Source organism: Trichocoleus sp. Lan, assembly GCF_039961855.1.
In the GTDB taxonomy this organism is placed as follows: Bacteria; Cyanobacteriota; Cyanobacteriia; order Cyanobacteriales; family FACHB-T130; genus FACHB-T130.
Window position 1 is genome coordinate 347,393 of the sequence record NZ_JAMPKA010000001.1, and the last position, 21,566, is coordinate 368,958.

Consider the following 21,566-nt stretch of genomic DNA (forward strand, 5'->3'; position numbering starts at 1 on the left):
GGGTAGTTAAAATCATTCAGGCTGAGCTGTGGGATGAGATATCTAACAGATTGTTCGCTTCAGGCGAACAATCTGAGGCATTGTAAAGAATATCTGCTCTCTGGCGCTAGCTAAAATAAGGCTATGTCTCAATCTACCTCTGCCTCCAACCCCTCTCACTCCGCTGCTAGCTCATCTGATATGCGGCCTGTCTTTATCCTGGTGGATGGTCACTCGTTAGCCTTCCGCGCCTACTTTGCCTTTGCTAAAGGGCGGGATGGAGGCTTAAAAACAAAGACTGGGATTCCTACCAGTGTTTGTTTTGGCTTCCTCAAGTCGTTACTGGAAGTAATAGCATCCCAGCAACCTCAGGCGATGGCGATCGCATTCGACCTGGGCCTACCCACTTTCCGCCACGAAGCCGACGATACCTATAAAGCTGACCGCGCTGAGACGCCAGAAGACTTTATCATCGACCTGAAAAATCTTCACGACCTTTTAGATGCCTTCAATCTGCCAATTGTGACGGCACCGGGGTATGAGGCAGATGATGTCTTGGGAACGCTGTCACAAAAGGCGAGTGCGGCTGGGTATCGGGTAAAGATTGTTACGGGCGATAGAGATTTATTTCAACTGGTTGACACTGCAAAGGAAATTAGCGTTCTTTATCTCGGTCAAACCTTCTGGCAACGTGGCAGCAATACAGGGCCAGTAGAATTTGGGCCAGAGGAAGTTAAAGAGAAACTAAAGGGCATTACACCAGAGCAGGTTGTCGATTACAAAGCTTTGTGTGGCGATGCCTCCGACAATATCCCCGGTGTCAAGGGAATTGGCGACAAAACAGCCGTGAAGTTGCTTACAGAATACGGCTCCCTGGATGGGATTTATGCCTCATTGGATGAGATTAAAGGAGCAGTCAAACAGAAGCTGGAAGCCGGGAAAGAAGAGGCATACCGTTCCCAGCACTTGGCAAGGATCGTTCTTGATGTCCCTCTAGACGTTAGTTTAGAAGACTGCCCGCTGAAGGGATTTGATAACGCCGAGCTAGAACCGCTGCTAGAAAAGTTAGAGTTTAGGACTTATTTGAGCCGAATCAAGCAGTTGCAGCAGGCATTTGGCGGTGTGGCAGAGGAAGCTAAACCCGTTGAATCTAAAGAAGAACTTGAACAAATCACCTTTGATGATGGCGATTCCTGGTTTTTCAGTGCCGCTGACACCGAAGCGGCTAGCAAGGCAGACACAAATGCTGCGAGTAAGATTAGCGTCCAAATTATTGATACTCCAGAAAAACTGATAGAACTGATAAAGCAGCTGCAAAGTTGCACCGACCCTGACAACCCAGTAGCGTGGGATACGGAAACGGATTCCCTAGAGCCACGAGACGCCCAACTGGTGGGGATTGGCTGCTGCTGGGGCATTGATCCATCTGAAGTTGCTTATATTCCCACGGGTCACAAAACTGGTGAAAATCTGGATAAAACAGCCGTCTTAGAAGCGTTGCGTCCGATTCTAGAAAGTGCTGAGTATCCCAAGACGTTGCAGAATGCCAAGTTTGACCGGCTAGTGCTGCGCTGTCAGGGAGTTAACTTGGTTGGGGTGGTGTTTGACACAATGCTTGCCAGTTACGTGCTAAATCCAGAAAACAGCCACAATCTCGGCGACTTAGTATTGCGGCATCTGGAGTTAAGTATCAGTAATTATGCGGATGTGGTGCCCAAAGGCAAAACGATTGCCGATATGAATATTCAGACGGTAGCCTACTACTGCGGGATGCAAGTCTATGCCACTTTCCAGTTGGTACTAAAGTTACGAGAAAAATTAGAGGAAATCCCCGCTCTTCAACGGTTGTTACGGGAAGTAGAACAACCTTTAGAGCCAGTTTTAGCCCAGATGGAATATGTGGGCATCCGGATCGATCCAGCCTATCTCCAGACACTCTCTCAAGAACTGGAAAAGGATTTAGCGGGGATTGAGCAGAAAGCTTATCAGGAAGCCGGGGAAAAATTTAGCTTGGGTTCACCGAAACAACTGAGCCAAATCTTATTTGACAAGCTCAAGCTAGACACCAAAAAGTCTCGGAAAATTCAGTCGGGTTATTCTACAGATGCCGCAACGCTGGAAAAACTGCAAGGCGATCATCCACTTGTCGATGCCGTTTTAGAGTACCGCACCCTTTCCAAGTTGAAGTCTACTTATGTGGACGCTTTACCCTTGCTGATACGTCCAGATACTCAGCGGGTGCATACGAATTTTAATCAGACAGGGACGACAACAGGGCGATTGTCTTCTTCTAATCCCAACTTACAAAATATTCCCATCCGCACAGCGTTTAGTCGGCGAATTCGTAAAGGATTTGTACCAGAACCGGGTTGGTTGCTGGTTGCTGCTGACTATTCACAAATTGAGTTGCGGATTTTGGCTCACCTGAGCCAAGAGCCAGTGCTGATTGAGGCATACCAGCAAAATGAAGATATTCACAGTGTCACCGCTCGGCTGTTGTTGGAGAAGGATACGGTGACATCTGAGGAGCGCCGATTAGGGAAAATTATCAATTTTGGCGTAATTTATGGGATGGGAGCGCAGCGATTTGCGCGGGAAGCTGGGGTGAAGGCAACAGAAGGCAGATTGTTTATCGATCGGTTTAACGAGCGCTACCGTAAGGTATTTGAATATTTGGAGCGGGTGAAGCGGGAAGCGATCGCTCACGGTTATGTCGAAACTATTTTAGGACGCCGCCGTTACTTTAACTTTGAGGGCGGCAGTCTCCGCAAGCTGCAAGGGAGCAATCCCGATGAAATTAACCTTGACAAACTCCGTAATTTAGGACAAGCTGACGCCGGTTCGCTACGCGCCGCAGCTAATGCTCCCATCCAAGGTTCTAGCGCCGATATCATCAAAATTGCAATGGATAAACTGCACAAAGTTTTGCAGAATTACCAGGCGCGTTTATTATTGCAAGTTCACGATGAATTAGTGCTTGAAGTTCCTCCCTCGGAATGGGAAGAATTACAGCCTCAGATTCGCTCAACGATGGAAAACGCCGTTTCCTTGAGCGTTCCTCTTAAGGTTGATGTGCGTGCAGGGCAGAATTGGATGGAGACGAAGTAAAAAACTGTAGTTTCGACAGCCTTTCCTGTATGACTGTTCGATTGGTGGTTAAGCTCAGCGTGGGATAGAAGCGCGATCGCATCTCCCTTCACGACTCCCACTACGAAAAGCCAGCAACAAGCGTCCGAAACTATTGGACAATGGAAACGTCTGTCCAGATGGACTTTTCCTTTGTAGTAAATATTTATAATGACCGGCACTCGCAAACTCATCCAAAACTCTCTCATCTGGACTGGTGCAGTTATTCTTATCCTTGGCTTGGTGGGGTGTGAAGCCATTTTTGGTCCACCCACTTACTCGGTTAAACGAGTCAGCGATGGGGATACTCTCGCCGTGACGGATCGCAGTGGGAAAAATATTAACGTGCGCTTTGCTTGTGTGGATGCTCCGGAAGTTCCGCATTCCAGCAAGGAAAAGGCAAGCAAAAAAGCAGCAGATCAAAACCAATTTAAGTGGGGAGTCAAAGCGCAGCAGCGATTGCAAGAATTGATCCAGCAAGGAGGCGATCGCGTTCGCTTAACTGTGACTGATACTGATAGGTACGGGCGTAAAGTTAGCGAGGTGCGCCTGCCTGACGGCACTTTTGTTCAGGAAGTGTTGGCAAAAGAGGGACTGGTACTGGTGTATCGTCAGTATCTAAAAGATTGCCCTAGCGCTGCTATCGTTGAGCAAGCAGAAGCTGAGGCGAAAAAGAGTCGGCGCGGCATTTGGCGTGACTCCAAGTTTCTGCCGCCGTGGGAGTATCGCAGTGAGAGTAAGTAGCAAAGGCTGATAGTTAATTGCAATGGACAATAACCATCAAAAGTCTTCGTCAGCATACTCACTGGCATCTTCTGATTGAGACTGATTACTGGAAGGCGATCCCCAAACAATAGGCACGATTGCACTCCCAATCGCCCCCGCGCCAGCACTAAACGCTAGCACGACGCCTACTGGCATCCGGATCGACTGGAAAGTTAGAAATTTCACCGATACCGGCGTGATGTTTTGAATGGACAACAGAGCGATCGCTGCGACGGAACTGGCTAAAATCAGCGAGGTAAGCAGGTTGGTAAGGGCTTTCATGGTGATAATGGCGACTGAGTAAGTTCCTGCTACCAAGTAGGAGCAAGGAAATTGCTCTTGCTCCTACCTATCATTTAGACTGTGACGGGTTCCAGTTGGTTAATGATTTGTTCCATTTGCTGGGCAATTTGGGTCATTTTTTCTGGAGTATTCGTTTCCAGATAAACCCGCATTAGCGGTTCTGTTCCAGAAGGACGCAGGAGTATCCAACTGCCTTCTTCTAAGTAGAGTTTGATCCCGTCTTTACGCCCTACTTCTCTCACTTTAATTCCTGCCACTTCTGCTGGGGGATTTTTGGTGAAATCATCGATTACAGCGGCTTTGTGGGCGTCCTCTAAGTGCAAATCGAGACGTTTGTTGTACAGAGGGCCATCGGCTTCTGCGATTACTTCTTCTACTAGCTGACTTAAAGGCTTACCTTCGTAAGCGATCGCTTCTGCGACTAGCATATCGGCTAAAATCCCGTCTTTTTCGGGAATATGTCCGATAATGCTCAATCCACCTGATTCTTCGCCGCCGATCAATACCTGCGTCTCGCGCATTTTCTCGCCGATGTATTTAAAGCCTACTGCTGTTTCGTAGATTTCCAAGCCGTACTTAGCAGCGAGGTTATCCAGCAGGTGGGTGGTGGCAACGGTGCGGACAATTGCGCCAGTTTTGCCTTTGTTTTTGACTAAGTGACGCGCCAGCAGCAGCAGCACCGTGTTCGGTGTCAGCACGTTTCCTTGTTCGTCAACAATGCCGAAGCGATCGCTATCTCCATCCGTCGCCAAACCTAAATCTGCCCCGTCTTTTTTCACTGCTTCGACGAGTCCAATCAATTCCTCTCCTTTTGGTTCTGGCATTCCACCGCCAAAGAGAACATCGCGATAGGTGTGGAATGCCTCTGTATCGCAACCACAGCGCTCCAAGACGGTATCCAGGTAGCCACGAGAAGTGGAGTAGAGGGCGTCGTACTTCACCTTTAGCCCTGCGCTCTTAATTCGCTCTACATCCAGCAGGGTGTAAATAAACTGGAGATAATCTGGCTTGGGATCAAAGGTAGAAATCTTGTTGGCATTGTTGCCACTCGGCGGCTCATCCGTAGCGTCTTCAATATTTGCTACAATTGTATCCGTAATTTCCGGTGTAGCCGGACCAGCGTAATCGGGGATGTATTTGATGCCGCAATAGGGAGCTGGGTTATGACTGGCGGTGAACATCAGTGCCCCAGCAGAGTTGAGAAGCTTAGCGTTGTAGGCAATAACTGGTGTCGGGCAATCTCGATCGACAATTTTCACCGTCCACCCAGCGTCTGCCAAAACTTCAGCAGCAGTCCGGGCGAATTGGTCGGCTAAAAAACGGGTATCGTAAGCTACTAAGACGGGACGGTCTTTGGAATAGGCGTTTTCGAGATAACTCGCGATCGCCCGCGTTACTTTACACACATTGGCGAAGGTAAAGTCATCGGCGATAATCCCCCGCCATCCATCGGTACCAAATTTGATCTTGTTTGAACTGCTGGCTGCGCTCATCTTAACCACTTCCTCTTGATTCCACCTAAATACTACAAGACGCCTATCGCTTCAATCTCGCTACCGGATGACAAATGGTTTGTATAAACTGAACAATTTGTTCGCACCGGCAGAAAATCTAGCTGAATCTGAGGATACGATAGACCCAACCCTTAATTGCAAACAAGGGTAGCAATCAGGTGTTAATTGCCGTTGCAAATGGTAAATTAGCTGCAAAAGCAATATGAGCCATCCGCTATCGCCTCGCGCCTGCCATTAGGAAAATCATCTCAAAGGAGCCGTAAGCCATTGTGAGCCAGACAGACACGCCAAACCTACAAACGCTTCAATCTGACGCAACTCGCCTGCGCGAAGAGTTGCAGATGCGAGATCAACTGGTTCAGCAGTTGTCTCAAGAACTATTCCGGTTGGTTAAGGGCAATGCTAATTTTATGCCCAGACCGGAAGTTTCTGAGCGGCACATGGCTCAGATGAGAGCGCTGCGAGAACAACTGCAAGAGGTCGAACAGCAGGTAACGTTCTACCAGGAACAAATTACAACCCGCGACACCGAGATTTATCAATTGCGGCAGTCCGTACAGGAATTGACCGACCGCAGCCGGATGCTCGAACAAGTGGTACAGGAGTTGCCACAGATTTATCGCCAGAAATTTGCCGAACGCATGGCACCCGTGCGGGAGAAAGTGGCGATGCTGCAACGGGAAAACCGTCAACTCCATGCCGAGTTGCAAAGTGTCAGCTACCGTCTAGCTGTCAGAACCCGTCGCACGACGACCGGACTCGATCTGCCCAGTTTCCCGCGTACGGGTGTTCGTAATAGCCCGATTCCAACCTTTGGTCATGCGTAAAGTTCTGATTGTGGTTGATGCTGCTGATGAACTTCCGGTATCGCCCACAATAGCCGAAATTGTTTCTGCCCTCAAGCAAAGCGCGCTCAATTCCCCAGTACCGACAACGATACAAATTGTAGAGACGCAATTTATTGCCTCAGTCTGGACGGACTTGCAAAACCAAGCGGAAACTCTTTGGTGTCCTTTAACGCTGAATTTGCCAGAAAGCTTGGAATTTCCAGCCCAATCCCTTTATCAGGCTTGCCGCGATGTGACTGGTTTACGCCAGTTGGTGGAGCAATTAGGAGCGACGACGGGTGTCGGTGATTTCTGGTTGCCAATCGTTCTTACGGCAAAGGGGCCGCTCTACGGCGAGGTAATTGGTAGAGTTGAGGATGATGAAAGTAGGCGCTTAGAACCGACTTTGAAAGGTTATCGTCAGCCGGTGCATCTATCGGATATCTGGCGTCAGCCACTGTACCAACTGGGGCATCGATTGCTGCAATCTTTATCAGCGCCCCCAGCTGTTTATTTATTACAGTTCGGCTTTCAAGAGCAAAAGATTATTTTTGACCGACTTTTGCCATTTCCAGGGGAACCAGCGATCGCTAGCATCAACGTCCAAAAGCCAGATTTATTTACCTGTCACTGGCACTGCTTGACGGGTCAAGCAATTTACGATCTCCAAATCAACGCCTTTCACGACTAAGAAGTCGCGGCTAGGCACTTGTAGGGACTCTGATTTATCGGGTTTCCCTATCTGGGCTATCGATCCCTTGAACTGGGCATGAATTCCGTGAAGCTCGATCCAACAAAATACGGCTTAGCACTACATACCAGCAGTCCTGAACTAGGTCTAGCACTCAATAACTTTTCTGGAGATTCGCGCTGCCAAACTTGGGATTTAGGGCGCGATTTATCCACTCATTTACATCATCATCTGGCTGAGTTTATTCAGCCGCAGATCTGGGCTGATTTGAAATTTATCTGTGTGGCAATAGGCCCAGGCAGCTTTACAGGGACTCGCATCGGTGTTGTTACAGCGCGGACACTGGCGCAACAGTTGGATATTCCTCTGTTTTCCGTCTCTACACTGGCATCTGTGGCTTGGTCAGAAGCCGGTAAAAGTAAACAGCAAGGCAACGGAAACGGTGAAGAATCTTCACTCAGTAATGCGCTCGCTGTCCAATTGCCAGCTCAACGGGGTCAATTATTTACCGCCATTTATCAAGTGTCGTCATCCGATTCGGGACTCGCTCAGATATTACCAGATAGCGTGATGACACCGGCAGTATGGCAACAAACGCTGGACAGTTGGCATCCCTATCAGCTAATTGATATCACTGCTGGGGCTGGGCTAGGGGCAACCGTTTCGAGCCTACTAGAACTAGCCTATCTAGATTGGCAACAGGGGAAGCGTCCCCACTGGTCAGAAGCGCTACCCTTTTATGGTCAACACCCCGTTGAGGAGAAAACATTTGGGTAGAATAAGCGGATGCGATCGCTTAAAGATATCAAACAGCCGACCTCTACAATAATTTCGACACTATCTCAAAAATTGAGATGTATCACCCCTTGGCGCTACTGTCGCATAGAAGATACATCAAAAATTCTGCTTGACATGGGGATCCGTTGATTAGTGGCTTTACTGTCCGCTACAGGGGAGCTAGAATCAGTAGCTTTATTTCCAGCTTTAGAAACAACAACTTGCTCAGTATTGGTAGAATTGACGACAGTATTACCAACGTCAGATTTAACACTTGTATTCCACTCTGCGGTCTGTTCAGAGGAGCTTGAGTCGATAGTATCAACAATGTTAGTTTCTAAAGGAATAACCGTTTGGGCTTGAGAATTAGCCGCACTTAAAATAGAGCTTTGAGTTAAAATAAAAACTAGAAAAGAAAAAATAAATTTAGCCACTTTGACTCAACCTCCTTCAAATAAATAATTAACTTTTGCAAAAGCAAAAATAATCTGTACCTATCTGCAATTACAGATAAAAATTTTGAAATCAACCCATAAGTTTTTCTGCTGTAAATGTTTTCCAGGGTAGACAAATACAGCAAAATTTACAATTTCTATTGAGGTTGATTAAAGAGCAACAAATAACAATTAGAGATTCTTGTAGTTGCCACTATAATTCCTTAGCCGAACCTTATGTCAATTTATAGCTTCTACTCTTCTATCTACAAGCGAGATAACACTGAAAATAAAAAAATATTAAATTAAAAAAAAGTAGGCTTCGTAAAATTACGGTAAATTTGGATAAAGTTTTTGTAGCTAAATAAAGGTTTGATGAGGTGTAAACTGGCATTTTGCATCAGAATATCATCCTGAGCGACATCCAAGAACTCCTGCGATGTTGCACTTTGCTGAATGTGACAAGTGTAGATAGGGAAATTTTCCTAGAAGGAGAAGCTAGTCCGTAATATACCTACAGCGATTGGGTCGCTAGCGGGTGTATGTCCCGGTTCAAAAATAAAGACTACCCCTGGCGTGATGCTAATGTTGTCCGTTGCCTGCCAACGATAGAACGCTTCTACATGAGTGGTCGTTCCAGGTTGTCCTCCTTCTCTGCCCAAACCCGTATTGAAAAAGTCAGGGATATTATTTCCTACGGGCAAATCGCTGCTAACAATTTTTGGTGGTTGTCCAATATAAATTCCTCCCAAATTTCCTTGTCCAAATAAATCGGGAAAATTGAGATACACCATATAGTTAGTTGTTTCTACATTTCCCGATCTTCCGGGAATGTGGGAATTGGTATAACCAGCCCATCCACCTAACGAAATGCGCGGCGTAATTCGCCAGTTAATCGTGGCACCAACGGCATTAGTTTGCAGGGATGCTGAATTACCAGTCAGTGGATTAATAGCACTCAACTGGTCGTCTCCAATCCCAGTCAGCAAAGAACCATTGGGAGAGTAGTCATTAACATAATACAAAGTGATATCAAGCGGATCGGTTGGGGTAAGCGCTAGTTGGACACCTGCGGTATTGTGCCCGTCAGGTTGTCCATCGCTATGAAAAAATCCTGGAATAGTAGTTGAGTAAACCGCCTGCAAACTGGCACGTCTAGCAAATTGCCAATCAAAACCGATACCGCCACGACCAAAGCCAATATTCAGAATTGGGTTTCTTTGGGCAAAAGCAGAAATTGGACCTGTAGCAGCGCTTTCCACACGATTTGGGCCTCGGAAAGCGTAAGCCATATTTACTCCTTCTGTCCCCACGAGAACAGCAAATTTGTCGGTGAGGAGGAAACGGTAGTTTAGATCGCTCAAAATCGCATCGTTATCATTAAACAATTCATAGCTCAGTAGGACATCGTTAGTTAGTCGAGGTGCAGTGGTTCCTTGACTCGCTTGGAGACCTGCTAACAGGTAACTACGTTCGTCAAATTGGGTAGTTAGATACAGCTGATTAAAATTAATTACGTTAATATTTGTACCCCGATCATCAGTCTCTTTTTTGCCATCTCTAGGAAATAAATCGGCGCGATTGTTGCTACGCCCTTGAACGCCAACAATTGTCAGTCCGCTCAATTTAGTGGTTGTAGAAAATTGGGTTGCTTCTATTTCCGCAGTGCGAGCTTCCAAGCTACCCACGGAACCCCGAAAACTGGCCAATTCGATTGCAAATTCTGATTGCAATCGCTGTAAGGTAGCCAATTCCTCTTGTCTGATTCCATCAGCAGTTGCTATCGGAACCAGGTTAGTAATTTGCTCCCAACAAGCATTTAACCCGGCAGCAAATTCATACCGCGTTAGGGCACGATTACCACGATAAGTACTGTCCGGATAGCCCGCGATACAGCCATAGCGTTCGATAAGCGATCGCAGTGCTTCATATGCCCAATCTGTGGGTTCCACGTCTGTCATCTGAGAAACATTGGTCACTTGCTCCATCGAAGCTTCAGCAGCGTCTGACTCTTCTGCATTTTCCTCCTCTAGTTCCTCTACCTGTTGCAAAGTCGTGTTGTTATCAGGCTGATTATCCAAATTTGGTAAATCTGAATCTGTCTTTAGAAACGTACTAATTTCTTTGCTACCTTGAGGAGTTTTATCTACATCCGCAGAATAAGCAGTTTGAGAGACAAAGCCACTGACTAAAATCCAGCTAAATAACCCGTATTTCAAACTTGAACAAATAATTTTTTTGAATATAATTTTCAATATCATTTGCTTCCAACTCCTATCAGAGCACACGTTTCCGAGCTATATGAATAGCTCGGAAACAAACTCAACAAAAAATTTAGCAGAGTCGTTCACAAATATGGCCGACTCTGCTAAATATGTCACACAAATTCGCAAAAAACTTTTAAAATTACCGCCGCAAACTCCGGGGATCGAGGGCATCCCGCAGCCCATCTCCTAGCAAGTTAAATGCTAATACGGTGAGGATAATCAATAGCGCTGGAGGCCAGATCAACCAAGGTTGTAACACCAAAATTGATGCATTTGTAGCTAGCGATAGCATATTCCCCCAAGATGGATCTGGCTGCTGAATTCCTAGCCCAATCAAACTCAGCACTGATTCCGCGACGATAAAACCAGGGATTGCCAAAGTTGCCGAGATAATCACGTAGGTAGCAGTTTGCGGCAACACATGACGAATGATAATGTACAGCGGTTTTGCACCCATTGCGCGTGCTGCTTGCACAAATTCCCGCTCTTTAATGGACAGCACCTGTCCCCGAATCACCCGTGCTAACCCAGCCCAGCCGACGAATGAGGTAATCAGGACAATTAATAAGAATCGCTGGGCACTCGTTAGTCCTGACGGTAGCACTGCGGCAAGGGCAACCAACAGATAAAGGCTGGGAATTGTCATCAGCACTTCCACAAAGCGCATTAAGATGCTGTCAGTTGTGCCTCCGAAAAAGCCAGAAATCCCTCCAACCAACAAACCTAGGGGGAAAGATATGGCAATTCCCACTAGACCAATGCTGAGGCTGATTCTGCCCCCGTGCAGTAGACGGCTGAACTGGTCGCGCCCCTGTTCATCGGTGCCTAACAAATTCAGTTTGCCTTCCCCAAGGGTGCCGAAGAGATGCCAATTAAAGGGAATACCGCTAAGAATTTCCACCTCATCAAATTTGGGTGGCAGCGGTAGGCGAAGCTGAAATAGTTGGTATTTCGGTCCCCGGACAAACAGGCGAACAGGTGAAGGTTTTTGGAAGTCTACAATCACTTTGCGATCGCCCGTCTCTAAATCTGTCGGCCCCTGAGTCGTCGGATAAACGTGCGGCCCAATAAATTGTCCCTCACGGTTGCGCCAGTAAATCTGAGTTGGTGGCAAAAGTGACGTATTTGGCTGTACATCACACAGTCCTTGAGACAGGTCATAAGAGTCACATGGACGATAAGGCGCAACAAAATCAGCTGCAATAACGCTAAGGTAAAAAATTAACAGGATTAAAGCGCCAAAACGAGCTAAGGGATTGTTTTTAAGCTTTTGCCACCAGTTCATAAAGTTAGTGCTTAGGAGTTATGAGTTAGGAGTTTTAAATTAAATCATAAGCTAGAATTTAGTATTTCCAAGCTTATTTGGATTGTTCGCTCCTAACTCCCCACTGGTTCCCTTTCTAAGCTCCAACTACTAACTGTTCTTCCAGTTGCCGTCGCTCATCTTCGGCACTTTCGTGCTCAACAACAAACACATTCGAGTAGAGGTTTGCAATGATTTGCTTACCCTGCTGAGTTAGCGACAGGTAGCGAAGCGCATCTTGAATATACGGAAATACCCCATGCCAGTAAAATTTGGGATAGTTCCGCCGCAAGTCTCCAGGATGCCGATAACCTAAGGCTTGATTGACGCCAGTTTCTTCAAACTCATAGTACAAGGCACCAATTTTCTTCAGGTAGCGGGGATCGCTCAGCTGACCAATCAAGTCAGATGCCCGAACCAAGCCTGGATAATTAACCGTATCTTGATGATCCTCTGCTTTTGGGACTGGAAAACGAGTGAGTTCAATATTGCGCTTGATCAATTCCGCATCAATCAGCTTATGACCGCCAAAGCGCTCTTCAATAAAGAGTTTGGCTCGATCGACGTGATACGGTGTCAAGCTGGCATCTGAAGATCCACGAGGCACGGAAACCATTTCTGCATCCTGCCCCGTCGCATACAGTCTTTCGTAGTCTCTATCTAGGCGACACACGCCCTTCACGTAGCCAATGTCATGGCAAACCAAGGAGAGAATGAAGTGCAACCAGTCTTCACAGGACACCCCGCCCTCGCGGATATGTCTACCGCGCAAGATTTCTTGCCCGACCAGAGCGACTAAAATTGAGTGTTCAACATTGTGATAGAGGGCGTCGCTGTTGGCAATGTTTTCCAGAGCCATACCCCCCGCCCAGGCAATAATATCTTCGTAGTCGGGCTTGTAGCCGCCGTAAGTGCGTCGGTAGCCTTCACGAATTCTTTGAACAAAAGAGTCAATTAGAATTTCTGTAGCGTTAAACATCCTTAGTTCTCGCTGATACTGAGTGCAGTGAGGGGGCGTTGCTGATTTGGGAAATAATTGAGCATGAGGCGATCGCTCTCACGGTACCCAATCATTTTGCTGGTGGCGCTACGCCATAAATCGAGTTAATCCGAGGATACAACCTTGTCCTCTGTCGAACGAAATAGATACAACCCCTACCCTTCCAGCATGCAACAAAATTTGGCGACTGGGGTTGTTAATTGTCATGGTTGCTCTGTGTTTCGCATCACAATTCGTTCTTTTACCGCCAGATGGGGGTTTGATACTGCCTTATGACTTGAGTTTGTTGAAAAATTGGAAAATGAGTCTCAACGCGATCGCCTAAAATTCTGTAGTCGAAGAAACTGGGACTATAGGGCTTTTGGGCTATTCCGGTCAATCAGCTTAGTTTCTTCTAACTTTTGCTAAATTAACATTTCCAAAACCAATAGCGCCAATTAATTTGGCGCTATCAAGCGTGTTGTTAAAGATTGTTGACATGAGCGAAGTCGCCAGTTTTAAATCTCACCACACTGGCAGCAGTTTCTTCGATAGATTTTTACCAATAGATTTAGAAGTTTTTTTTGCCACCAGTTAATATTGGGGAGCGGAAAAAGTTTAAGAGTTCTCGATTGACGGTTTGGGGAACTTCTTGCTGCATCCAGTGACCGCAGTGACTAATAAATTTTAGGTTGAAAGGAGCAGCGATTAAGCGTTCCATGCCTTCGGTGAGTTTTCGAGTCAAAAAGGCGTCTTCTTCGCTCCACAAAATCAAGGTAGGCACAGTGACGGGATCGGGCGATCGTCCCCAGTGATGCAGCCAATTTTGAGGCGACAAAGACGATCGATAGTAGTTAATTGCCGCCGCCAAAACCCCAGGCTTTGCCAGTGCTGCCTGATACACTTGGGCATCCTCGGCAGAAAACGCGCCTTTGCGAACCGCCTGTCCCCGAAACACGTTATTTACAAAATCTTTTAAATTTTGCTGAATCAGCCACTCTGGCAAACCAGGAATCTGAAACGCCAGAACGTACCAGCTGCGGCGCAGGTGATCCAAGTTTCCCGTCAATTCCTGCCAAAACCTGTACGGATGCGGCGCATTCAAAATAGCCAGACGATTCAGAACGTCTGGAAATTTCTGCGCTAGATGCCATGCGATCAATCCGCCCCAATCGTGACCAACAATATGTGCCCGGACATACCCTAAATTCTCAATCAGACCCCGAATATCGGCGCTAAGAGTATCCAGGTCATAACCACTGAGAGGCTTATCCGAATCGTTGTAGCCCCGCAAATCGGGAACCACCACCTTAAAATGGCGAGCCAGTGCTGGGATTTGATGCCGCCAGGAATACCAAAACTCTGGAAACCCGTGCAACAGGATAACTAGCTCTCCTTCTCCTTGGGTGACACAATGTAAGCGAATGTTGTTGGTCTCAATAAAATGGTGTTGCCATGCACAATCAAGGGCGGTCATAGACATCTCTTCCGGCATCCATCGCCAGGGGTTAGCACGTAGGTTTCTCACTTTTCAGATTAGCAGTCCTAGGACCTAATCTGTCTAAAGAGAGTGGCGAAACCTTGCTACGCTAACTCCTTTAGCCTCGCTGGGGCACGGCAGGACGATACTCAGAAGGTTTGATTTGGTATTTAACTAGATTGGCTAGGTCTTGTAGCTGACAAATCGCTTCAGCGCCCTCTAGCTTCATTAATTCACGGTCATCCCGCATTTCTGTCCAGGTAATCCCATAATCCGAAACTAAAAAGCGAATTAGATGGTTGTCACCGAGACTAACCATAAATGATGCGCTATTCATTTGGCCTCCGCAGGTATAGCAAGAAGCCAGATAGCCTCGCTGCTCTAGCACAATCGCCAGAGCTTGGAGGTTCATCACTAGATCCTGTACAAATTGACGGTGTTGCTCTGCAAGTCGTAGAAACACGGTTGTCCTCCAACCACCACACCTTAGTTTAAACCTTTTATACTTTCTTAAGATTTTGCTCCCCAGGCATGACGGTAAATTAATTGAGGAGCATAGGAAAATTTAGAACTTGACGGCTCCCTGATTTGCACCAGGTTAACTTGACTATTCAGAAAAGCCAAGTATCAACAATAACAGTTTGAATGATACTCCTGCATCCTAAACAGCAGTGCTAAAGGTTACTTCTAACTAAAGACGGACTTAGCAGTAAAGTGTTGCCAGGGGCAGAATCATCGCTGCATTTAAGGGGAGCGCTTGCTAAGGATAAGAATAATCAATTAAATCTAGTCCTATGGGCGAAACTTACTTATAGATTTAGAGACAAAGCCTCTGATAGCTTTGGTTTACCTGTTGGCAAGACAAATCTATCAAATACTTTGTCTCTAAGCACTTCACCCAACCAGATTTTTAGGAAGGTCTAGTTGACGACCTGCCACCAACCAAAGGAAGGTCCGATGAAGCGGATAGTTATCCAAAAAAGGATCAGGAAACCGATACCGTACCAAGCCCCCTGACCGGAGATTTTCACAAACTGTTGTGCCTGAGTTTTAGTGATCGGCACCCAAGGAAGGATATAGGTATCTTGACCATACTTCTCTTTGAGTGCTTCTTTCCGACGCTTGGATTCACCCATAATTTTTGGTGATGCCTTTAGACATTTGTTTATCATAACGCTGGCGTGGGAGCCGCAGCTGAATGATTGATTAAATTACAAGTATTGAGACAAAGCGATGAGCTGCGAGGGGTGTGGGAGAAGCTAGCGATCGCTTGTAAACCAGTTGCTGTCCAAATAGTTGATCCGAGCCAAAGGACTCAGTGCTTCCAGCACTTGAGAGCCGTAGCTGCGGTTATTGACGCGACCATCGAGGAGAGCAACGACGCCCCGACATTCTCGCACGGGGGCGATCGCTCGCTGCAATTCACTCAAAGCCACCGGCAACAGATACAAGCGAAACCAATCTTTCCGCTGTTCCTTGTAATGAGCAACCCGGCCTGCTACCAGGGGATTTTCTAAAGAAGGGATCGGCAATGTCGCCATCACTAGCAACTGGGGCGCAGGCAACACCTCCTGATAATGCCGCCAGAATTCCCATCCCGTTACTAGAATGCCATTGTTTGACAAACTAGTTTTTTCCACTTGCACGCGGGAGCCAAACTCAGCCGCCATCACAGAGGCCACCTGGGCTTTTAAAGGCGTATCCTCCACCAGGATCACTGCTAGTCTTTGAATGTCGGGATTCTCTGCCAGCGACCGATCCATTGTCTCAACTAGCTTCTGGACTTCTTGAATCAGGACTCCCTGAAATTGGGGTGTATTCGGCATGGGGAGACGATCGGGGAGATATAGCTGAATCAGTTCGTTCTGCCTGTCTGGAGAAAACTTCAGACACGTTAGGTTGCCCAATCCTACCCGCTGACGATAGGCGATCGCTTCTGTCTCTAAATCCAGTGCCGCACCAATCAATACCACCGGCTCGTGGTGCCAGATTTTTTCTAAAGCAGTTGCCACCTCAACGGGGCCGCAATACAAAGAAAATTGGCCCTGACTCCGAGCAATTTCTGCCCACATGAGTTGGTCTTCTGCTTGCAACCGATGCCAAAAATTTCTCCAAGCCGGGGGTAAATTTGGCGAGGCGGGAAATTCTCCCCCTCTCCCACTCCCCTGCTCTCCAGACGGGATCGTTCTTGTTTCGACAAGATTCTGTCTGCCTTCAACTCCTATCGCATTCTCTAAGACCGCATAGAGACGCCTCAAGATGTCTTGCTCAGCAGGTGAAATCAGATAGCACTCGTAAGGATTGGCTGGATGCTGGAAGACAGCTTTTGTTAGCTGTACCCGCGCATCCCGGATTGCCTTTACCTTACGGGGAAAGGCCAGCATCAACTCTTCCCAATCGCTGGGTCGCAAGCTAGCAGTCAGTTGGTCGCGTGCCCACTCTTCCAAGTCATCGGCACCATCAAAAATAGTCGGAATGCCAAAGGGTATCCGATTTAGCCCTTTGAGGCGGTCAGCTAACCAAACCTCTGGAGAGATTAACAGCAGTCCCTGAAAGTCAGCGTCAGGCCATGCATCGCCTGTTAGGATGGCTTTTTCCCTCCCCATCCACTGTCGCATCTGAGGAATTTCCACCTCTAGCAAGCGTTGCTGAACTGATTCTGGAGCCACCAGGATGACAGATTTCGTCCATAGCAGTGCCGGTGCTAGGTAACTCAGGCGATACTTCCCCGTACCGTGCGAAGAAACTCCAGTCTGAATCAGGGCAGAACGCCCTAATCTTAAAGCCCGTGCCACTAGCCTCGCCATTGTCAGATGATGAGGCCAAGAACGATTCTCCTGCTCGCGAAGGAATGCACGTAGTGAGGAATGAACTTCTACCTCTATCACTTTAGATTTGAGACTTTAGAGTTAGGAAAGCAAAAAGTAAAAAAGATCGCTTTACATATTTTCTCTTTTTTTTCGCCTTTTGCCTGCTGACCCTTTGTTCAACTTTGCTGTAATTTTTCTAAATAATCAAATTCCTTGACAAATTCAACCAACGTACCCACAGGAGGGAGAATTGAGCCTTGCGCTTCAACTAAGTTGTTTTTTGGCAAAGCCCTGGAATTAGATTGACTTTGATTCATAAACCGTTTCCCAAACACTGGGTGATGATAAACATTCAAGGTTTGATCCGTAGAATTATTTAGCACCGTCTGGGTTGGAGCCTGGAAGAAGTTTAATTTTCTTTTCAGTTCGGGCACCATTTTGCAAATATCGAGACTACCGACTTGATCGATTGTTTTATTAAGGGAGGCAGTTAATTGCTTGACCCGCTGAGCATCTTTATGCCCTAGTGATGATTGATTTTGAGATTGAAGTAGGTTCACTAGAGCGCTGATATTTTTCTGAGTTGCTACTGCATCGTTGAAGGGAAAAATAGCCACGTAAGCCAAGGGAAATAATTGATCGTTACTATCAATTCTGAAAGTGAGAATTGTTTTTCGAGCGCTGACTTCCAAACTGGGAGGATGAGCGATCCCCGGATAATGCTTAGAGAGGTGATGATAAGTAGTGGCTAGTGCTAAATTTGCTTCTAAATCTAACGGTGCATCTACGATAATTCGGACGGTTGGCAGCGTTTCATTGAAGAACTTTTTTGATTCTTCAGTGGTAAGACGAAAAATTTCCGTGCGATCGCCATCCGGACTCAAGTCAACCCACTCGCAGGTCACTCCTTCGGTTTTCAGGCCGAAACGGGAGACTGCATACAGTTTTGCCCCGGTTAGAATCGCCCCGGTCAAGTCAGCTCCAATCCAATCGGCTTTAATCAATCGAGCTTGGGTAAGATCGGCGTGAACTAAGCTGGCATTGAGTAAATTAGCATTGCTAAGGTCTGCGCCGATTAAGTTAGCTCCGCTTAATTTTGCGCCGCTTAAGTCTGCCCAACGCAGATTTGCACCGCTTAAGTCTGCCCAACGCAGATTTGCGCCGCTTAAGTCCGCTCCGCTGAGATTTGCGCGACTGAGATTGGCTTGTCTTAGTTCTGTCTCTCGGAAATTGGCACCGCTCAAGTCGGTGCGGCTCAAGTCGGTGCCATTTAAGTTTGCCTGCTCCAAGTTGGCTCCCGTCAAAAAGGCACCCCGGAGGTTGGCTTCATTCAAACTGGCGCGACTGAGATTGGCTTCTCTAAGAGTGGCTTCACGCAAATCAGCACCGCTGAGGTTCGCTGATTTGAGATTGCATCCACTCAGATCGGCGCGAATTAGCTCGGCTCGAATCAAGACGGCTTGAATGAGCTGCGCCCCCCCCATATCCGCTCGAATCAGGTTAGCAACGTTGAAGTTTGCCTGGTTTAAGATGGCATTGCTAAGATTGGCTCCACTGAGCCTCGCGACATTAAGTTTGGCTTGAGTCAAGTTAGCGGCTTCGAGATTGGCACCGCTGAGATTCGCCACGCTTAAATTAGCGCCTGTCAAATTAGCGCCGCTGAGGTTGATGCCACTCAAGTTTGCCTCACTCAGGTCAATTGCCGCGAAGTTTCGCGCACCGGCTGCGTATCTTACTATCAGTTCATCGACATTCATTTCGAGCCACCTTGCCAGCATTCTCATTTTATGGTTAGGAGGAGGGCGCTACCAGCAAGCCTTGAGGTTCATTTGTCGTTTTGAGTGGCTGGGTGAGTTTGCAGCAGATGAACCCTGGCTTTGCTTGCGTTGAGTCGGGATTTTTCCCCGGCATCTATCTAAAGTTGTACAAAGTTGTACAAGCACTAATCTAGCGTGCCCCTCTGTAAATCTTAGAAGTAAGTTCAGTGAGGGCATCCTCAGAGTGATGAAGGATGAATGAAGAAATCTATTATGCTCCCTACCTCATCTGTTTGGAAGGGCTTTACTTTAAGAAAATAGTCGTCCAGCCATTTTGACAGAAGCCTAACGAGCGGCTGATTGGATCGTGGGGTAAGTTGGCACTGTATGCTAGAACATCATGCTAGAACATCGGTACAGTAGTCCCAGAGAGAACCCCTCTCCAGCCCTCCTTGTTTCGGGGAGACAGGTAAATTGCTCTTGTTTTCCTCATTTTGAGGAGATTTAGGAGCTTATACCATTTTAGATTTTGGATTTGAGATTTTGAACTGTAGAAGACTTGCGGCGATGGCGCAGCGCTGACTTGTCAGTTCGCGTCTGAGCCAGTAGCCATTTCCAGCAAGTTATTTGTGCCGATTTTACGGTGAAATAGTATTAGACAGAACCATGAATATTGGGATTGTAGGGTTGGGGCTAATTGGCGGCTCGCTGGGTTTGGACTTACGAGCGGCTGGCTATCAGGTTTTGGGGATCGCGCGTCGAGAGCAAACGTGTGTTGATGCGATCGCGCGTGGGGTCGTAGATGATGCGAGTGTGGATCTGGCACTCTTGGCAGCTGCCGATGTAGTTTTTGTGTGTACGCCCATTAGCGCGATCGCCCCAACCGTACAGCAGCTGATTCCTCATTTGTCTGCCAACGCCATCATCACAGACGTGGGTTCGGTCAAAAAGCCGGTGGTGGAAGCGCTAGAACCGATTTGGACGAACTTCGTGGGGGGGCACCCGATGGCGGGGACGGCAGAAAGTGGTCTGGAAGCAGCTCAGACTCAGCTATTTGCTGGGAAAGCTTATGTATTGACGCCGGTGAAGACGACGCCCCCAGCAGCCGTGAATATTGTCGAGGAAATCGCGCGATCGCTCAAAGCTAAAATCTATCAGTGCCGTCCAGAAGATCACGATCGCGCGGTGGCTTGGATTTCTCACTTGCCGGTGATGGTGAGTGCTGGTTTAATTAATGCCTGCATCAAGGAAACCGATCCAGCGGTTCTAGAATTAGCGCAACAATTGGCGAGTTCTGGCTTCCGGGATACCAGCCGCGTCGGCGGAGGCAATCCAGAGTTAGGCGTGATGATGGCGCGGTACAATCGCGGGGAATTACTGCGAAGCCTTCAACAATATCGAACCGGACTCGATCAAATTATTTCTCAAATTGAACAAGAAGACTGGAACGCATTGCAGGAGAAACTTTCTATCAACCAGCAGACACGACCGAAATTTTTAAACCTCGAATAGGTTTCTTGCAAAAAGCGCGATCGCTCTACCGGACTATCGCCCATTAGGCAACGACAGCACAATCTGCCGCAAATGAGCTCGCTTTCCTTCGCTACTAGCTACCTGTTAGTTTTTCCAACTTTGCTCCGCAAATTTTGCAAAACCGAGCATCTGTATCATGGGATGATAAACCGCAAGTAGGACAAAGGGTTTCTACCTGATTAGCTGTTTTAACCAATCGCTTGATCAAGTCGCCCAATTGCCAAGGAATCAGAGCAATTCCGGTCAAAATCATTAAGACTGTCATCAAGCGACCTCCTTGTGAAATTGGTGTTACATCGCCAAATCCAACTGTTGTCATTGTGACAATAGAGAAATATACAGCATCCAAAAAAGTAGCGAATACTTGAGGATTTACTGGATGCTCAACTTGATAAATCAAGCCGGAATAAACAAATATGATTGCTAATAAAGTAAATAATATTCGAGCTGAAATCTCTCCATCTTCATTGATGGTGCGACCAAATAATCTTTTACCTTCTATAAATCGAAGAAATCGCAAAATCCTAAACCATCGAAATACCCGGATAAAGCTGATATCTACCACTCCTAATAAAAATGGCAATATTGCTACTAAATCTATAATTGAATAAACACTTAATATATGTTGAACTTTATTGTCTGCACACCATAAACGAAGCAAATATTCCCATGCAAAAAGTAGGAAAATTGCATAGTCTATAGTATTAAGATTAATTCGGACGTAATTTGGGAGTGGATAGGTTTCGATAACAAAAATTGCTGAAGACAGCAAAATCATTCCTGTAATTAGGAAGTTGAACGCTTTTCCTGTTGGTGTTTCAATGTCTTCTAAATAAAAAGCAATTTTTTGCCGCATCTAGATAAAATCACAAAACGAAAATTGGCAGCTTGATATCAAACAGGAGAAAGTCGGGTAATCGATAATCGGTAAAAATCTTTAAAGATAGAGCGATAAATCACGTTTGAATTTTGAATTAATTATTTTGAATAACTCAAAGTTTTTGTTTCTTTTTTAACAAAG

Annotated in this window: 18 protein-coding genes; 6 read left to right on the forward strand and 12 right to left on the reverse strand. The window is 46.8% G+C overall.

Annotated elements, in window-relative coordinates; translation table 11 throughout:
- Positions 1–123: 123 nt before the first annotated feature.
- Entirely contained in the window at positions 124–3,087 is a 2,964-nt protein-coding gene (gene polA, locus NDA03_RS01455; RefSeq protein ID WP_348237071.1) for a DNA polymerase I, read from the forward strand.
- 189 nt (positions 3,088–3,276) lie between these two features.
- The gene (locus tag NDA03_RS01460) at positions 3,277–3,849 is read left to right on the forward strand and encodes a thermonuclease family protein (protein ID WP_348237072.1); all 573 of its coding nucleotides are present in this window, start codon (positions 3,277–3,279) and stop codon (positions 3,847–3,849) included.
- A 36-nt stretch (positions 3,850–3,885) separates the two neighbouring features.
- Here NDA03_RS01460 and NDA03_RS01465 read toward each other — a convergent pair whose 3' ends face one another.
- Together NDA03_RS01465 and NDA03_RS01470 are read right to left on the reverse strand one after the other, a co-directional pair.
- Entirely contained in the window at positions 3,886–4,152 is a 267-nt protein-coding gene (locus NDA03_RS01465) for a LapA family protein (RefSeq protein ID WP_190413036.1), read from the reverse strand.
- A 74-nt stretch (positions 4,153–4,226) separates the two neighbouring features.
- Positions 4,227–5,666, reverse strand: a complete 1,440-nt coding sequence (locus NDA03_RS01470; RefSeq protein ID WP_190413035.1) for a phosphoglucomutase/phosphomannomutase family protein — start codon at positions 5,664–5,666, stop codon at positions 4,227–4,229.
- Positions 5,667–5,956: 290 nt separating this feature from the next.
- On the opposite strand from NDA03_RS01470, the gene NDA03_RS01475 reads away from it, so the two are divergent.
- From NDA03_RS01475 to tsaB, 3 genes are all read left to right on the forward strand, one after another.
- Positions 5,957–6,514 carry an Npun_F5560 family protein gene (locus NDA03_RS01475; protein ID WP_190413034.1) on the forward strand — a complete coding sequence of 186 codons (558 nt, stop codon included), beginning with the start codon at positions 5,957–5,959 and terminating at the stop codon, positions 6,512–6,514.
- On the forward strand, positions 6,507–7,205 hold the full coding sequence (locus NDA03_RS01480) for a hypothetical protein (RefSeq protein WP_348237073.1): 699 nt from the start codon (positions 6,507–6,509) through the stop codon (positions 7,203–7,205). Before NDA03_RS01475 ends, NDA03_RS01480 begins: the two co-directional genes overlap by 8 nt.
- Positions 7,206–7,283: 78 nt before the next feature.
- Positions 7,284–7,982: a tRNA (adenosine(37)-N6)-threonylcarbamoyltransferase complex dimerization subunit type 1 TsaB gene (gene tsaB, locus NDA03_RS01485; protein WP_348237074.1), complete on the forward strand. Its 699-nt coding sequence runs from the start codon at positions 7,284–7,286 to the stop codon at positions 7,980–7,982.
- Between the two features lie 95 nt (positions 7,983–8,077).
- Here tsaB and NDA03_RS01490 read toward each other — a convergent pair whose 3' ends face one another.
- The 9 genes from NDA03_RS01490 to NDA03_RS01530 form a co-directional block, all read right to left on the reverse strand.
- Entirely contained in the window at positions 8,078–8,416 is a 339-nt protein-coding gene (locus tag NDA03_RS01490; protein WP_190683749.1) for a hypothetical protein, read from the reverse strand.
- 485 nt (positions 8,417–8,901) lie between these two features.
- Positions 8,902–10,677 (reverse strand): iron uptake porin, encoded by a 1,776-nt coding sequence (locus NDA03_RS01495; protein ID WP_348237075.1) that lies wholly within the window; start codon positions 10,675–10,677, stop codon positions 8,902–8,904.
- A 145-nt stretch (positions 10,678–10,822) separates the two neighbouring features.
- On the reverse strand, positions 10,823–11,968 hold the full coding sequence (locus NDA03_RS01500; RefSeq protein ID WP_190429182.1) for an ABC transporter permease: 1,146 nt from the start codon (positions 11,966–11,968) through the stop codon (positions 10,823–10,825).
- A 115-nt stretch (positions 11,969–12,083) separates the two neighbouring features.
- Complete coding sequence (locus tag NDA03_RS01505) at positions 12,084–12,965, reverse strand: Npun_R2479 family HD domain-containing metalloprotein (protein WP_190413028.1); 882 nt, start codon at positions 12,963–12,965, stop codon at positions 12,084–12,086.
- Positions 12,966–13,536: 571 nt separating this feature from the next.
- Positions 13,537–14,442 carry an alpha/beta hydrolase gene (locus tag NDA03_RS01510; RefSeq protein ID WP_206753538.1) on the reverse strand — a complete coding sequence of 302 codons (906 nt, stop codon included), beginning with the start codon at positions 14,440–14,442 and terminating at the stop codon, positions 13,537–13,539.
- Between the two features lie 121 nt (positions 14,443–14,563).
- Complete coding sequence (locus NDA03_RS01515; protein WP_190413027.1) at positions 14,564–14,908, reverse strand: DUF1815 family protein; 345 nt, start codon at positions 14,906–14,908, stop codon at positions 14,564–14,566.
- Between the two features lie 457 nt (positions 14,909–15,365).
- Complete coding sequence (locus tag NDA03_RS01520) at positions 15,366–15,581, reverse strand: DUF2839 domain-containing protein (RefSeq protein ID WP_190413707.1); 216 nt, start codon at positions 15,579–15,581, stop codon at positions 15,366–15,368.
- Between the two features lie 123 nt (positions 15,582–15,704).
- Entirely contained in the window at positions 15,705–17,333 is a 1,629-nt protein-coding gene (locus tag NDA03_RS01525; RefSeq protein WP_190413026.1) for an ATP-dependent DNA helicase, read from the reverse strand.
- 98 nt (positions 17,334–17,431) lie between these two features.
- Entirely contained in the window at positions 17,432–19,012 is a 1,581-nt protein-coding gene (locus NDA03_RS01530) for a pentapeptide repeat-containing protein (RefSeq protein ID WP_190413705.1), read from the reverse strand.
- A 666-nt stretch (positions 19,013–19,678) separates the two neighbouring features.
- Between NDA03_RS01530 and NDA03_RS01535 the strand changes: the two genes are divergently transcribed.
- Positions 19,679–20,524: a prephenate/arogenate dehydrogenase gene (locus NDA03_RS01535; RefSeq protein WP_348237076.1), complete on the forward strand. Its 846-nt coding sequence runs from the start codon at positions 19,679–19,681 to the stop codon at positions 20,522–20,524.
- 94 nt (positions 20,525–20,618) lie between these two features.
- On the opposite strand, the gene NDA03_RS01540 is transcribed toward NDA03_RS01535, so the two are convergent.
- Positions 20,619–21,401 (reverse strand): ion transporter, encoded by a 783-nt coding sequence (locus tag NDA03_RS01540; RefSeq protein WP_190413024.1) that lies wholly within the window; start codon positions 21,399–21,401, stop codon positions 20,619–20,621.
- Positions 21,402–21,566 lie beyond the last annotated feature (165 nt).